Raw genomic sequence first — 14,696 nt, 5'->3', positions numbered from 1 at the left:
GGCCATGTGCAACGAACCTCTTATGAGGAGCGCCGGAGTACCCGGCGCTCTGGATTTTGCCGGCCGGCCTCTGGGCCGGAGGTCAGCTCACTTTCTTCCGGACAGCACTTGCGGCCTGATATCCATGCTTGGCGAGCTGTTCATCGATGAGGGCGCCAAGGCGGTCGCGAAAAACCGCAGCGGAGAATCTCAGGGCATGGTTACGGATCGCCGTCGGATCGAGCGTGTCCTCGACCGCTTCGAAGGCCGCCATCGTTTCCATCAATGCTTCCGCAGTCTGCTCCGCAAAGCGGAAGCCGACATGCGGCGCGCAGACGGTTTCGCGTGCGCCACCCGCATCGAAGGCCAAAACCGGCCGGCCGGACGCCATCGCCTCTACTGGCAGTATGCCGAAATCCTCGATGCCCGGAAACAGCAGTGCGCGGCAGCGCGACAGATGATCTCGAAGTGTCGCGAACGGCTGATGACCGAGAAACTGCACCGTCGGTCCGGCGATCGACTTCAGATAGGCTTCCTGCTCCCCCTCACCGATCACGACCAGGTTGCGGCCCATTTCGGTGCAAGCCTTCACGGCAATGTCCGGCCGCTTGTAGGCGGTGAGCTGGCCTGCACAGAGATAGAACTCGCCCTTGCCCTGCCCGATGGCGAAATCATCGGTCGCGACCGGCGGATAGATGACCACGGCATCGCGGTCATAGAACCGACGGATACGACCAGCGACATAGCTGGAATTCGCTACGAAAGTATCGACGCGCGAGGCGGTCGTGACATCCCAGGCGCGCAGCATCGGCGCAGTAAGCGACATCATTGCCTTGCCGATTCGCGAAACGCCGCGCCGGTACACATGGAACTGGTCCCAGATGTAACGCATGGGCGAATGGCAGTAGCAGATATGAAGCGCATCCGCCCGCGTAATGATACCCTTTGCGGGACCGGATTCGCTTGAAATGACAAGATCATAATCCTGCAGGTCGAAGTGCTCGAGCGCAAAGGGCATCAGCGGCAGCATCTTCGTGTAGTAGCGCTTCGAACGCGGGATCTTCTGCAGGAAGGATGTATGGATATTGCGGCTATTCAGAAAATCGCTGATACGATCGGGATCGTAGACTAGCGTGAATATATCTGCCTGCGGGAACATGCGGCAGAGTTCTTCCACCACCTTTTCGCCACCTCGCATCGACACCAGCCAATAGTGGACGATAGCGACGCGAGGCTGTTTTATGTCCGCTCTGCCGCCAGCATCGACCGTCCTGCTTTTTGCCAGGACAGGTGCATCGCCTCGGAAGGCCATTGCTTCGGAGAGAGAGCTTGCTGCTTTGACAGTCACCTGAACGCTCCTTGTACGATCGCCCCGCCCCTCGGCTCGGGCACCACATGTGTGGAAATCAGATTGCGGTATTGCGCGAGAAGGGCATCGCGCCATTCTTCATGCGTCGTTGCCAGATGGGGCGACAGCCGGAAGGCACGTTCGCTCATGAGGCGGACATCCTCTTTCGGCATGTTGCGGAAGACCGTCAGCGTTGCAGCGAAAGCTTCTTCGTCCATTGTGTTGCAGGAAATCGCCATGCCGGCACTTTCCATTTCTTCGGCCAGGAAGGCGCCCTTGGTCATGATGACAGGAAGTCCGCTGCGCGCCGCCTCGATCGCTACAAGGCCGAACGGCTCCGGATAGCGCGACGGCATGACGAGCGCGCTTGCACTGCGGATAATCCGGCCGATCTCGGGATGCGACTGCCAGCCCATGGCCCGGACATGAGCGCCGGCCGCCACGACCTTCGGCATCAGCGGTCCGTCGCCGATCACGCACAGCCTTGCTCGAGCCCTGTGCACCGCGGCAAGCGCGTCTTCGATTCCCTTTTCCTCGTCCAACCGTCCAATGAAGACGAACTCGTCGTTATCCTCGGCCGTGACCCGCTCGGCCGTCAGCGCCGCGATCGGATTGCGGATGGTGACGAGCCGTTCCGGCTGGTAGCCGGATCTCACGAGGAACTCGGCCATTTTTTCATGAAGCAGAATAATCTTGCCGAAGGCAGGGCGGCTTCTGAGCGCACGGAAGAGATTGGCGCCGCGGGCCGTCCGCCAGAGCTTTTGCGCATAGCTGCGCTTGTCGCAGGAAGTCGCAATGCAGCCTGTTCCGAGCGGGCGCCGCTTGCAGATCTGCTGCGCCTGATAATCGAAAAAAGCCCCATTGGGGCAACCAGTGAAGAAATCATGTGCGTGAACGACGCACCGCTCTGCAACAGGTGTAAGCGCGTCGAAGATGGCCGGTGACAGAATCTGATGCCAGCCATGGACATGATAGATCGTCTGGGGCGTATCGTTGGCACGCACCCAGGATGAAATCATGTTGCCTGCTGCAGGGTTGTGAATACCGGTTAGAAAGGCCCTGGCGCGGCTGGAACTCAAAAGATCACGACTGTTCAGCTTGACGATTGAAACGCCGAGAGACGTAAGTTCCTCGTTCGCTCCATCGTCGCCGCAGATATAAGTCACGGCAATGCCGAGCCCGCAAAGGAGCTTCGCCGATAGGACCGCAAGCGCGGTCGCCCCGCCCCTCGCCGTGGAATAATCATCAATGACGACCACGCGGTCGAGCACCGGTCGCGCGGCGACGCCGTCCCTCCATAATTTTGCATAGCGTCCGGACGCCGGCCACCGTAAGGTCGAAGCGGCAGATCCAGTCTCATCAGGACGCAGTTGGCCGATGTCGTTCATAGAAGCTCTCCGACGACAGACACGATGGATGCTTTGACGGCTGGGCCCCTATGCCGTCCATGAGAGGTGGAATGGTGATCGACCGGCTGCAGACGGCAGCCGAATACTGACGAAGTCTATTATTTTGCCGACACTGCACCATCGGCATAGGCTTCCAACGCCTTGCGGTTGAGGATACGGATCCTGCCTTGGCCTCCGTCGATCACCTTGCATTCGCGCAAGCGCCGCAAGCACTGGTTGACTTTCTCACGAGAAGCCGGAAGCGTCGCCGCCAGATCGTTCTGGGAGATGACCAGCACGTCCCGGTTGGCTGGCGTGTCCTTTCCGTAGACCGTAGATAGCCGCAGAAGCATTGCCGCCAGCCGCGATTGCAGGCTCGATCCGGCATTCGAAATGATGCGTCGTTCCAGTTCGGAAACGCGCGCAAGCGTTCTCGAAAAGACCTTCTCCTGGAACTGTGGATCGGTCGTGTACCTTTCGCGCAGCAGGCGCCCTTCGAAGAAGTATAGCTCGCAATCCGAACTTGCTCTATACTCCAGGTTCAGCATTTGCCTGCGCAATACTTCCAGTTCACCGATCAAACCTCCCCTCGGAATGATCTCGACGATGAATTCCCTGCCGTCCGGCAACATCGTACTGGCGCTGACAAGACCGCGTTGCACGCGGGCGAACATGTCCACGAGGATTCCAGCGCCTGCAATAAGTTCGCCGCGACGGAAGTTTCGAGCAGTCGCGCGGGAGAACGGGAAGTCGTCGTCACTTGAGATGCGATTGTTCAAAGATGTATCCGGAACAACGCTAATAGCCGCCTTGCCCACCGCGACCCTATATTCTCGAGTTTGTGTAGCTCCGTCCATGCGCATAACTCTCCAACAAAACAGATTGGTCGTAGCTGATGCTGCACTGCATCATTTATATTGTCTCAACTGGAGAGTCAAATAACAATCGAAGATGACAAGAGCATCTCAAATAATAGTGACGATACCAGCGGTTATAGAAATTATATCTTTTCTAATATCCGTCGAATTCGAGAATTCTATTATAACGAACTGGCCATTTCTGGGCTGATCGAAATCAAAATTGTCCAAAAAAACAAGTGCAACGCCCGACTTCATCTGCTGAAGCCGTGCGTCGCGACGACATATAGATTAAACTCTGGAATAAATTAGGAACTAGAAATGCTGTTTCGTCCAATCTGCAGAGAATTCCGTAGCATCAGAGTATTAGCATAAAGAATTTGCTAAGCATTATGACCGTGGTCACAGACAAGCACATTGCAGTGCACCAAACTTCATAAGGTTCTAATTGAAAACTTGTGGAGTCGGTCGATGACTTGGGAAGCACACAGTATTGAGGTTCGTGAGCCCTGGCCGAACGTTGACCAGTCCGGGTCGAATAGTGAGCGCAGCATAGTATCGCGGACTCATGTAGTCGGCCGGGCATCCAAGCGGGCAGTTGACATCGTGATTGCAACCACCGCTCTGGTTCTGCTGTCACCTCTCATGCTGATCGTGGCGCTCATCGTAAAGTTGAGCGACCGGGGACCAGTCTTCTATTCGCATACGCGCATTGGTTATGGAGGCACCCCTTTCGGCTGCCTCAAGTTTCGCACCATGAGGACCGATGCCGCCGCCCAGCTCGCCGAGTTGCTGCGCACCAATCCGTCAGCGCGGGCCGAATGGGAAACAACGCGGAAGCTGAGGAACGATCCGCGCATCACTGCAGTCGGCGAGATCTTGAGAAAGTCCAGTATTGATGAGCTGCCGCAGCTCATCAATATCCTGCGCGGCGAAATGAGCATTGTAGGTCCTCGGCCGGTGACGGCCGAAGAACTCGCCCGCTACGGCGAGCATGTCACGAGCTACATGGCCGCGAGACCAGGTCTGACGGGACAATGGCAGATCAGCGGCCGAAACGATGTCAGCTACGAATATCGAGTTGCACTCGATGTCCAATACGTCCGTGACTGGTCGCTCGCGCGCGATTTCATCATCATCGCGAAAACCGTTCCCGCCCTGTTTTCACAGCGCGGCTGCTACTAATCCAAGAACGACGTGTGGCCTGGCTGGCCATCCGCACCTGCTGGATATCAACGAAAAAAGACCCTCTAGCCCTTGGATCAGAACACGATGAACTCAAATCACGTCTTCAGCAGCGTCTCTCCAATCTCCTTGCCGACCACCGTCAGCGGTAGTTCGTCGCTGACGCTGCGGGACCTGTCCTTTTTCATCAGGATGCGCTGGCCTTGGATCGTGCTTACCACCCTGGTCTTCCTGGCGCTCGCTGCCACCTATCTCTTCGTCGCCAAGCCAACTTATGTGGCCAGCACACAACTCATGGTTTTCCCGCAGGTGAACGGCTCGGACGCTCAAAGGGCGTTCGCCGAAGACGCCTTCATCGATGCGCAGCTTGAAATAGCAAAGTCCAGCGACGTCCTTGGCGGTGCCGCCAGCGCACTGAATCTCGCCAGCGATCCGGCCTTCTCCGATCAGGCCACTTCCCTGCAGGACAAGGTCAAGGACTGGCTGACAGGCAACCTCACCAGCACTGTGCAGCCCCAGATGGTACCAGGCGACGCGACCTCAGGTAATACTCAGGCCGCCGCGGCAAACCAAGAAGCGACGCGGACGGACCGGGTGATCGCGCGGCTGCGCAATATCGTCGCAATGCGCCGCATCGGCCAGTCGACGATACTCGAGATATCCGCATCTGCCTCCAACCCGCAAAAAGCAGTCGAGATCGCCGATGCGGTGGCACAGCAGTACATCCGCAAGAATGTCCAGATGAAGGCTGCTGCGGCCCAGCAGTACAGCGAATGGCTCGAACAGTTCGTCAATGAACAGCAGCGCGGACTTGCCGATGCCGCGAACGCACTTGCTACGTTCAAGGCAAATCCGCGTGACCAGTTCAAGCTTGCCGAGCTGCAGAGCGCGACCGACGCCCGCCGCACGCTTTTCGAAAACACCCTTACGCAATACACCGAGGCCAAACAGCGCATTTCCTATCCGGTCTCCGACGCCACCATCGTTTCGCAGGCTACCTCACCGCTCTCCAAGGCGCAGCCGAACAATTCGCTGATCCTCGCCTTCGCGCTGGTCGTCGGCGCCGGTTCCGGCCTCGGCCTTGCTATGATCCGCCACGTTAGCGATAGGCGCATCATGCGTACGCAGCAGCTGTCGCAGGCGGCTGGCCTGCCTTTCGTCACACCTCTCGGGCGCGCAAAGAAGATTAGCCGCACGGGGGCCCTGCCTGCTGCCGACGAGGGCGGCACCGTCGCCTACCCGCTGATCCCCGGAATGGCCGAACTTGGTGCGACTGTGACCGGCTTCCGCCGCAGGCGACGAGTGGTGATCGGCATTGTTGCCGTCAACCCTGGCTGTGGCGCATCCACCATCGCCTGCGAACTCGCCGTACTCTCGGCAATATCAGGCTCGCGGACCCTGCTGATCGATGCTGCGGCGACAAAGTCCTCCCTGAGCAAGTCCATCGCGCCGAATAGTTCAGCCGGCCTGATCGATGTGCTCGACAATATAGAGGCGATCCGCACTGCCACTCTGTCGCTGACGCCGACGCTGAAGTTCCTGCCACTTGGCAAGGTCCGCGCCGTAACACCCGCCATCCGCCTGAGCTCGCGCCGCACCCAGCTAAGCTTCAACGACCTGAAGAAGGAGTTCGACGCCATATTCGTCGATATCTCCGCCTTCACCTCGTCGCCGGATGCCAATGCGATCGCTCCGGAGCTGGATGGCGTTCTCGTCGTAACCTCTTACGGCCGCACGTCTATTGACGAGACCGTTCGCGTCGTCGACAGCATGCGTAATGTCGGAGCAGAAATTCTCGGCGCGATCGTCAACAACACACCGTCGAGTGTTCGGATATGACTGCCCCGATCCCACAGTCCCCGAAACTGAAGATCGCCGTCGGCATTGCATCCGCGGGCCGGCCGGCGACGCTTCTGGAGACGGTAACCTATATCGACAGCCTCCAGCCTCAGCCGGAGCGCATCATCGTCTGCGTTCCCAATCTGGATGACGCCGGCGGGCTTGGCGGCCGCGAGAACGTGGAATTGATGGTCGGGCCTCGCGGCCTGACGTGCCAGCGCAACCGTATCATTGAGGCCGCAAGCGCAAACATAGACGTGCTGATCTTCCTCGACGACGACTTCATCCCCGCGCCCGGCTTCATTCCACGCATGACAGCCGTCTTCGCCGACAATCCGGATGTGGTCATCGCCACTGGTGACGTTCTTGCCGACGGCATTCTCGGCGAGGGGCTGACCCAGTCCGAAGCCATACGTATCATCACGACCGCAGGCGAAAGAGGCGCGCAGGTGACCGAAGTCTACAACGCCTACGGATGCAACATGGCGGTTCGGATGGCACCAATCATCAGCGACGGGCTGGCCTTCGACGAGGAATTGCCGCTCTATGGGTGGTTGGAAGACGTCGATTTCAGCCGGTCCATCGCGCGCTACGGACGGTCGGTGCGCATCTCGGGTGCCTGCGGCGTGCATCTCGGCGTCAAGTCCGGTCGCCAGCCAGGCAAGAGGCTCGGCTATTCGCAGGTCGCAAATCCCGCGCATCTGATGCGCAAGGGCACCATGTCCTGGACCCGTGCGCTCGCGCAGATCAGCCGCAATATCCTGGCGAACATCCGTGGTGTCCTGTTCAACGATCGCGCAGTCGACCGTCGTGGCCGGCTGAACGGCAATTTCCTGGCTTTGTCCGATCTCCTGATGGGACGTGCGTCTCCCATGCGCATCCTCGAACTCAGCCAACCCTCAAATCGCGATATGTCTTCGTCATTCATCGCGGTAAAACGGAGGTAACCGACGTTATGCGGCCCATCTCTTTGCTTGACCATCTTCCCTTCATTGGCCTTGCCGTCGTCTTTACCTGCACGATGGGATGGAGCGTTGCTCATGCCGACAGCTATACGCTCGTCCCGGAGGATAAGATAAAGCTGCGGATAGTGGAATGGCGTTCTACCGATTCAAAATATGCAAGCTGGGAAGCGCTCGATGGAGCCTACAGCGTCGATGATGCAGGCAATCTTTCGATCCCTATCGCCGGCCAGATCAGGGCTGCCGGTCAGACGACCGAGCAACTGTCGGATGCCATTTCGGACGCGCTGGCCGAAAAAGCCGACCTTCCCGGAAGGCCTTTCATCGCCGTTGAAATTGACCAGCACGCACCGATCTTCGTCAACGGCAGCATCGAACGGCCCGGACGCTACCCCTTCGAGCCCAATATGACCGTCATAAAAGCCGTCAGCATCGCAGGCGGCTACATGCGGGCGCGGGACGACAGCAGCTACTACGACAGGGACCGCATTCAGGCGGCCGGCGACTATCGTACAGCCGTCCTCAATCGCCGCGATCTCTTGATGCGTGCGGCACGCCTGCGCGCCGAGATTGCCGGTCAGTCCGATTTCGACATTCCCTCGGAGATCGCCGGCGTGCCCGATATCGGCAAGCTCAAGGCAGAGGAACTGAACCTGATGCGCCTGAGAGCTGTCGAGACCAACAGCAAGGTCGAGGCGGCTGATGATCTGAGCCGTCTTTACACACAGGAAATCCAGTCTCTCGAAGCCAAGGTCGTCTCCCAGAAGCGGCAGATCGATCTCGCACAGCAGGAGCTGAACAACGTCAACAGCCTCGTCAGCAAGGGTTTGACCAGCAATACCCGCCAATTTTCCGTCGATCGGAGCTTGGCAGAAACCCAGAGCGAACTGCTGGATCTGGAGATCGCGCTCACTAAATCCCGTCAGGGCCTGAATGAGAGCCAGCGCGAAAAGGCTGACGTCATCAACAAACGCAATGCCGAAAATCAGCAGGAACTGAATACGATCACCCTCGCGATCAACAAGGCGGGGATCGACATGCAGGTGGCGCAGCTCCTTGGCGATCAGGCCGGCTACAGCGCCGAACTCGCCCGCATGGGCGCGGAATCGACACTCCTTGGCACGACCAAAAAGAAATTCAAGATCGTTCGCCGCAACGAGGACGGCAGCTACAGCAATATCGTAGCAGATGAAAACACGGCCCTACTGCCGCACGACATCGTCGAGATCGGTGTCGAGGCCGCTGTCGATACCTCATCAGCCGCGTCGCCGACACCCCCGTCCCAGCAGCCGGCCGCCCTTGTTCCCAATATCGCCCGGAGCTACGCGCCTCCTCCGAACTGGGTATCGCAGACCGGATCGAACTAGGAGACCGCGGTAGGAATATGCCTGTTAGCGTAAGAATTGAGTTCATGCCCGCATTGAGCGTTTCGTTGCGCCGCACGCATGGTCTGCGCGGTGTGACGGCAACGAACCTTCGATCTATGTTGGAGATTCCGGCATGAGTATCGAACCGATCGGCTTCATCGTTCTTCTGCTCGGCCTGGCGCTTGTTTACTATGGATCCCGCTTCGCCATCACAGCGCTCTGCATTTCCACGCTGCTCGGCGCAGCTGCGGCCTTCCAGCTCCCGGTACTCGGCGGCAGCAGTATTCAGCCAAGCCATCTGCTGCTCCTCTTCGTCACGGTCGGTATATTACTGAGGCCGCGCCAGAAACAGGCGGCGCTGACGAGCCTGGCCTATCCCGGCCCCGGTTTCTGGTTCGCCGCCTATGTTCTGTTTTCCGCCGTGTCAGCCTTTTTCCTGCCGCGCATTTTCGCCGGGGCGACGCTGGTTTATTCGTCCGCCCGCAGCAGTTCAGGTCTGATGTCGATCATGGCGTCGCCGCTTGCGCCGGGCTCTTCCAATCTGACACAGTCCGTCTATCTGCTCGGCGATCTCGTCTGCTTCGCCATCGTCTGTGGTCTTGCACGGCTCGGATATGGTCGATTCATCGCTCACCAGCTCATCGTGACAGCGCTCGTCTGTCTGGGTTTTGCCCTCGCTGATATCGCAACATTCACGATTGGACAGCCTGACGTGCTCGATTTCATCCGCAACGCCAACTACACGATGCACACCGCCGAGGTTATCGGCGGCTTCAAACGCATCGTCGGCTCCTTTCCGGAAGCGAGCGCCTATGGCGCCGCTGCATTGGTGTTCTTCAGCTTCACCCTCATTCTCTGGCTTGAGCGCTTTCCGAGCCGGCTTACCGGTCTCGCGACGATATCGATCGGCCTGACCCTGGTCCTCTGCACCTCGACGACGGCCTATGTCGCCGGTCTCTTCATGATTGGCGTCGCAGTCTTGTTCAGCCTCAAGCGGCTGCTGAGCGGCCAGGCGACACGCCCTTATGCCATCTTCCTTTTGATCACCCTGCTTATGGTGCCCTGTGTCATCATGGCCGTGGCGCTGATCCCGAGTATCTGGAATGCTCTCGGAGATCTGGCAAACGTTACCCTGGCCAATAAGCTGGAGTCGCAGTCCGGCGAGGAGCGCGCTGCATGGAACACGCTGGCGCTGATCTCGTTCGTGGAAACGGCGACGTTTGGAGCAGGCCTTGGCACTGTCCGCACATCAAGCTTCGCTGCGGCACTTTTGTCGAATGTCGGCCTGACCGGCACGGCGCTCTTCCTGCTCTTCCTCTACAGCCTGCTGATGGCCGCTAGCCGCAGCAAGCTGGTGAACCGCGAAAACCGGGCAATCGGAATGGCCGCCGTCTTCGCTTCCGTCGCACAGATTGCTTCGGCGACGATCTCCGGAAGCAGCACAGACCTCGGCCTGCTTTTCAGCATCACGGCCGGTCTCGCAAGCGGCTGCCTGACCGTGCCTCACGCGTCGTCGCAGCGTACGACCCGCCTGCAGAGGACGCCGGCGTCTCTGATGAGTACGCCGGTGTTTTCATCGCGATGATGTACGGGGCAGAAAAGATGTCGGTGATGTCAGCTTTGTCTCTGTTTGCTTGGCACAGGCGCTGGATCGGCGATCGCACTTTCCTTGGCAGGCTTGCGGCTGCGGCGCCAGAGACCGGCCACGAAGACGCCCGTCACGTAGCAGACCTGCATCAGCACGAGGATGCCCAGGCCGTAAAGTGCCGCTTCCAGCAGCGAGGCGCTTTGATTGGCCACGATACCGAAACCAAGAGCTACGACGATCGCGAAAATGGCGAAGGCCCAGGCGCGAATAGCCGTTCCGGCTGCGAGCGAAATCAGAATCACAATGATCGTGCCGTTCAGCATTGCGATGCCTTATCCGTTTCTACCGCCCCACATGCGTCCCATACCAATCTTCACATTACAGGGCTCAATCTACAACACCTAGCTTTTGCTAGTGGAGCGACGGCAGCAGTTAATTTTCTCACAATCCGCCGCGATCAAAGTGCCGATGAGACGCGACTGGCTGCTGATTGGATGAGGAACTGCCCGAATCCAGCAAGTGCAGGACAGCGCTTCGGCAGCAAGAAACCTAGAGCAGTCCCAGCCACTTCCCGACGAAGAATTACGAGAAGGATTGTACCATGAGTAATCAGTGCGTGGCCTATGTTACGGATGTCGAATATTCCTTTCCGACTATTCTTTCGGCGCTTCAGGCCCGGAAATTTGCAAGTTCCGAGACCGATATTTGCGTTCTTATGTCGGAGCACCTCGACAATTTCGAGGAGCTGAAAAGCCTGCTGGCGCTGAGCGGCGTCAAATTGATGGACGCAACCGAAGCTCTGCAGGAATCTCTTGGCAAGCTCGATGGTTCACATTTCATGGGCCGCATCAGCGTCAGCACCATGGCCAAGTTGGTGCTGGCTCAGGTGCTGCCGGAAAACTATACGCAGATCATCTATCTGGATGGCGACACACAGATCGTCAGCAGCCTTGCCGACCTCGAAAATGCGTTTGCGCCTCCTGGAAAGTTCTTCGCAGCACGCGATTACACCTCCATTCACGGCCTGTTGCAGAACGGCAAGGACAGCAGCTATTTCAATGCTGGCGTTCTGAAATTCCACCGCGATGGCTGGATCGGACCGGAAGCGCTACAGCTCTTTGCCACGAACCCGGAAGCCTGCGATGGCAAGCATGATCAGGGCGCGCTGAACTATGTCTGCGGCTCCTCCCTCATTCTGGTCTCGAACCGTTGGAATTTCCCTAAGCAGTTCCTGCACCTGGTGGATATGTCCGCGCTCGCCATTGTCCATTACATGGCTCACCCGAAACCTTGGCACGGCACGTTCTTTCCTTGGAGCGACACCGAGAGCCAGGTCTATACCGATCTGCGCAGAACGCACCCCGCCTATAACGCTCTCTATCGAGGCATCAGCTTCGACCGCAAGGTGATCTATAAATACCGTTCGATCCGCGAGCGCATGCAACATGCCCTGCAGAACAAAGCCCCTAATCCGCATGTTCGGACCTTGCTCGTCGGCGACTATGTCTGCTGACGCGACGCCCGTCCGATCCCTGCAGGCAAAGCCGGAATTTGACGCCGGCACGAGTGTTCAGGAGCAGAAATGAGCGCTTTGACCACCAGTATCTCGCATTACGCCAAGGCCCGGCTGCGACGCTCGCTGAAGGCCGGCCAAGTCGGCTATGGCGGGCTGCGCGACAGCCTGAAACAGGCACGCCATGTCCTGATCTGCGTGATCCGCGACGAAGGACACCGCATGGAGTTCTTCCTGCAATATTATCGCAATCTCGGCGTCGAGCATTTCATCTGCATTGACAACGGCTCGAGTGACGGCACGGCCGAGCTCCTATCCGGCATGGAGGATGTTTCGCTGCTCTCGGCCACCGGCTCCTATAAGGCGGCTCGCTTTGGTAATGACTGGATCAACGCGGTCATGAACCGCCATTGCCAGGAAAAGTGGGTTCTCTATGTCGATGCGGACGAGTTTCTCGTCTATCCGCATTGCGATACGCGCTCGATTAGCCAGCTGACCGCCTATATGGAATCCGTCGACGCCTGCTCGCTACGCTCGGTCATGATCGATATGTACAGCCGCAACCCCGTCAGCGAAAATGTCTGCGAGCCTGGCCGCAACCCACTCGACGTGTGCAGCCTCTTCGACCGTTCAGGCTATGAATCGCATTTCGACAGCAACAGCCGGACCATCTGGATCAAGGGTGGAGTGCGCGGCCGTGTCTACTTCCGCGGCCGCACCTGGGATGGTCCGGCGCTCAATAAGATCCCACTGATCTACGTTTCCGGCGAACGCCTCTATCTCAAATCCTCGCACCAGGTCTGGCCACTCTCCCTTAATCTCGGCGAAATGCGCGGCACCGTCGGCATCACCGGCGCACTCCTCCACTTCAAGTTTCTGTCGAGTTTCCTGCACAAGGTCGCCGACACCGCAAATCGCGCAGAGCACACTGCCGAATATACGATGTATTCCTCCCCCGAAGACGCCCGCAACTTCGTCTACACCGGCACCGGCAGCTACAGTCACTGGAAGGACCTCTCCGACCATGGTCTGCTACAAGGTGAAGGCTGGCAGCATTGGCGCAGCCTTTCCGACGCGGAGATCAGACAAAAAAATCTCCGGGCTGGCGAACCGACCCAGCCGGCGGTTTCTCTGCCCACCGCGGTTCCGGATAAGGTTGCTTCATCCCGTTAAGAATGTCGGCGCTTCGTCGATGCCCTCTCGTTCGTCTGCCGTTTGGCAGTGGCGCCGTTGCCACAATCGAGGCCAGTCAAGCGTCAGATGCGGCAATTCTTGCCGAACGGCACAATATCTGGACCTTGACCGATTTTGTCCCGCGGTATTGCGGTCGCCTGGGAAAAAGGCAACTAATGAAAACGATCGTAAACGCCTGTTCAAAACAGGTATTTACGGTAACGTACTTCCACGCGCACGCGTGAGGCCTATGGTGCCATTCCGGTGAAACCAGGAAACAGTTATGCCGAGACGCATTCTCCTCGCCGGACTTTCGGTACTTGCAGGTTGCGGCCATCCGACCGGGGTGATGACTCCTGTTGCGCTCACAGCCAAGACTCCGAAAACCTCGCAGGTCGAGATGCTGGTGGCTACGACGCGCCAGCCATCCGGCGATCCTGCAACGCTTTTTAATGGTGAGCGGAGTCCCAAGCCCTACCTGACGGACATCGCCATTTCCATTCCGCCGAAGCGTGCGGCCGGCACGGTTCAATGGCCCGAGCGGCTGCCGCCTAACCCAGCGACCGATTTCGCCGTTACGCGTGTCGAGCCACTCGATACGCGAACGGAGGGACGTGCCTGGTTCAAACAGCATCTCGTAGACGGTCATGCTCTCGTCTTCGTGCATGGCTTCAACAATACCTATGAGGATTCAGTCTTCCGGCTGGCCCAAATCGTTCACGACAGCGGTATGAAGGCCACGCCGGTCCTTTTCACCTGGCCATCGCGCGCCCGGCTGACAGCCTATGAATACGACAAGGAAAGCACGAATTATTCGCGCACAGCGCTCGAACAGGCACTGCGGATTCTCGCGCAGGATCCGAGCGTCAAAGATATCACCATCCTTGCCCATTCCATGGGGACCTGGCTTGCGATGGAATCCCTGCGCCAGATGGGCATCCGCGACGGGCATGTGAATCCCAAGATCCGCGACGTCATTCTTGCCTCGCCCGATATCGACATCCAGGTCTTTGCCAAGCAATTCGTGGAGATGGGCACGCCACATCCGAAATTCACGATCTTCGTTTCTCAGGACGATCGGGCTCTGGCGGTCTCCAGCTTGATCACCGGCAAAGTATCCCGGCTCGGTGCCATTGACCCATCGAAGGAGCCCTATCGCAGCAAGCTGGAAGAGGCAGGCATTACCGCGATCGACCTGACCAAGGTCAACACCGGTGATAAGCTCAACCATGGTAAGTTTGCCGAAAGCCCCGAGATCGTACAGTTGATCGGCCAGCGGCTGATGACTGGCCAGCCGCTGACGGATTCCAATATAACCCTCGGCGATGGTGTCGCCGCCGTCGTCGGCGGCACGGTGCAAACGGTGGGCAAGGTCGCAGGCACGGCCGTCGCGGCCCCGCTGGCGATCGTGGAACATCCGCCGGTCGCCGCAAAGCCGGTGAAGGTTGAAGATACGCTGCACTCCGACCCGGAATCCGAGCCACTGACACAGTAACG

12 protein-coding genes and 1 pseudogene are annotated in these 14,696 nt (G+C 58.5%); 8 read left to right on the top strand and 5 right to left on the bottom strand.

Annotated elements, in window-relative coordinates; all coding sequences use genetic code 11:
• Positions 1–82: 82 nt before the first annotated feature.
• The 3 genes from EV281_RS11710 to EV281_RS11700 form a co-directional block, all read right to left on the bottom strand.
• Complete coding sequence (locus tag EV281_RS11710) at positions 83–1,327, bottom strand: glycosyltransferase family 4 protein (protein WP_132653276.1); 1,245 nt, start codon at positions 1,325–1,327, stop codon at positions 83–85.
• Positions 1,324–2,715, bottom strand: coding sequence for a glycosyltransferase family 4 protein (locus tag EV281_RS11705; RefSeq protein WP_132653275.1), 1,392 nt, complete (start codon positions 2,713–2,715; stop codon positions 1,324–1,326). The genes EV281_RS11710 and EV281_RS11705 overlap by 4 nt, the downstream gene beginning before the upstream one ends.
• Positions 2,716–2,834: 119 nt before the next feature.
• Positions 2,835–3,578, bottom strand: coding sequence for a Crp/Fnr family transcriptional regulator (locus EV281_RS11700; protein WP_184326759.1), 744 nt, complete (start codon positions 3,576–3,578; stop codon positions 2,835–2,837).
• Positions 3,579–4,043: 465 nt separating this feature from the next.
• Here EV281_RS11700 and EV281_RS11695 point away from each other — a divergent pair, with 465 nt between their 5' ends.
• Positions 4,044–4,757 (top strand): sugar transferase, encoded by a 714-nt coding sequence (locus tag EV281_RS11695; protein WP_132653274.1) that lies wholly within the window; start codon positions 4,044–4,046, stop codon positions 4,755–4,757.
• 98 nt (positions 4,758–4,855) lie between these two features.
• On the opposite strand, the gene EV281_RS31995 is transcribed toward EV281_RS11695, so the two are convergent.
• Positions 4,856–4,978, bottom strand: coding sequence for a hypothetical protein (locus EV281_RS31995; RefSeq protein ID WP_281026257.1), 123 nt, complete (start codon positions 4,976–4,978; stop codon positions 4,856–4,858).
• Here EV281_RS31995 and EV281_RS11690 point away from each other — a divergent pair.
• The 4 genes from EV281_RS11690 to EV281_RS11675 all read left to right on the top strand — a co-directional run bounded on the left by EV281_RS11690 (position 4,968) and on the right by EV281_RS11675 (position 10,510).
• On the top strand, positions 4,968–6,596 hold the full coding sequence (locus EV281_RS11690; protein ID WP_245508258.1) for a Wzz/FepE/Etk N-terminal domain-containing protein: 1,629 nt from the start codon (positions 4,968–4,970) through the stop codon (positions 6,594–6,596). The genes EV281_RS31995 and EV281_RS11690 overlap by 11 nt on opposite strands.
• Positions 6,593–7,543 (top strand): glycosyltransferase, encoded by a 951-nt coding sequence (locus EV281_RS11685; protein ID WP_132653272.1) that lies wholly within the window; start codon positions 6,593–6,595, stop codon positions 7,541–7,543. Before EV281_RS11690 ends, EV281_RS11685 begins: the two co-directional genes overlap by 4 nt.
• An 8-nt stretch (positions 7,544–7,551) precedes the next feature.
• On the top strand, positions 7,552–8,925 hold the full coding sequence (locus EV281_RS11680; protein WP_132653271.1) for a polysaccharide biosynthesis/export family protein: 1,374 nt from the start codon (positions 7,552–7,554) through the stop codon (positions 8,923–8,925).
• 133 nt (positions 8,926–9,058) lie between these two features.
• Positions 9,059–10,510 (top strand): hypothetical protein, encoded by a 1,452-nt coding sequence (locus EV281_RS11675; protein ID WP_132653270.1) that lies wholly within the window; start codon positions 9,059–9,061, stop codon positions 10,508–10,510.
• 29 nt (positions 10,511–10,539) lie between these two features.
• On the opposite strand, the gene EV281_RS11670 is transcribed toward EV281_RS11675, so the two are convergent.
• The gene (locus EV281_RS11670) at positions 10,540–10,836 is read right to left on the bottom strand and encodes a hypothetical protein (protein ID WP_132653269.1); all 297 of its coding nucleotides are present in this window, start codon (positions 10,834–10,836) and stop codon (positions 10,540–10,542) included.
• A gap of 278 nt (positions 10,837–11,114) precedes the next feature.
• On the opposite strand from EV281_RS11670, the gene EV281_RS11665 reads away from it, so the two are divergent.
• The 3 genes and pseudogenes from EV281_RS11665 to EV281_RS11650 all read left to right on the top strand — a co-directional run bounded on the left by EV281_RS11665 (position 11,115) and on the right by EV281_RS11650 (position 14,694).
• Positions 11,115–12,026, top strand: coding sequence for a glycosyltransferase (locus EV281_RS11665; RefSeq protein WP_132653268.1), 912 nt, complete (start codon positions 11,115–11,117; stop codon positions 12,024–12,026).
• A 69-nt stretch (positions 12,027–12,095) separates the two neighbouring features.
• A pseudogene (locus tag EV281_RS11660) lies at positions 12,096–13,109 on the top strand (glycosyltransferase family 2 protein); the annotation flags it as partial.
• A 373-nt stretch (positions 13,110–13,482) separates the two neighbouring features.
• Positions 13,483–14,694 carry an alpha/beta hydrolase gene (locus EV281_RS11650; protein ID WP_132653267.1) on the top strand — a complete coding sequence of 404 codons (1,212 nt, stop codon included), beginning with the start codon at positions 13,483–13,485 and terminating at the stop codon, positions 14,692–14,694.
• Positions 14,695–14,696 lie beyond the last annotated feature (2 nt).

Source organism: Rhizobium sp. BK418 (genome assembly GCF_004341105.1).
In the GTDB taxonomy this organism is placed as follows: Bacteria; Pseudomonadota; Alphaproteobacteria; order Rhizobiales; family Rhizobiaceae; genus Rhizobium.
Note: the sequence above shows the minus strand (reverse complement) of the source record. Positions and strands in the feature narration are given on the sequence as shown.

Coding starts and splice junctions, on each gene's coding strand:
- EV281_RS11705 (WP_132653275.1), bottom strand. CDS start 2,715: ATGAACGACATCGGCCAACTGCGTCCTGATGAGACTGGATCTGCCGCT.
- EV281_RS11700 (WP_184326759.1), bottom strand. CDS start 3,578: ATGCGCATGGACGGAGCTACACAAACTCGAGAATATAGGGTCGCGGTG.
- EV281_RS11695 (WP_132653274.1), top strand. CDS start 4,044: ATGACTTGGGAAGCACACAGTATTGAGGTTCGTGAGCCCTGGCCGAAC.
- EV281_RS11685 (WP_132653272.1), top strand. CDS start 6,593: ATGACTGCCCCGATCCCACAGTCCCCGAAACTGAAGATCGCCGTCGGC.
- EV281_RS11680 (WP_132653271.1), top strand. CDS start 7,552: ATGCGGCCCATCTCTTTGCTTGACCATCTTCCCTTCATTGGCCTTGCC.
- EV281_RS11675 (WP_132653270.1), top strand. CDS start 9,059: ATGAGTATCGAACCGATCGGCTTCATCGTTCTTCTGCTCGGCCTGGCG.
- EV281_RS11670 (WP_132653269.1), bottom strand. CDS start 10,836: ATGCTGAACGGCACGATCATTGTGATTCTGATTTCGCTCGCAGCCGGA.
- EV281_RS11665 (WP_132653268.1), top strand. CDS start 11,115: ATGAGTAATCAGTGCGTGGCCTATGTTACGGATGTCGAATATTCCTTT.
- EV281_RS11650 (WP_132653267.1), top strand. CDS start 13,483: ATGCCGAGACGCATTCTCCTCGCCGGACTTTCGGTACTTGCAGGTTGC.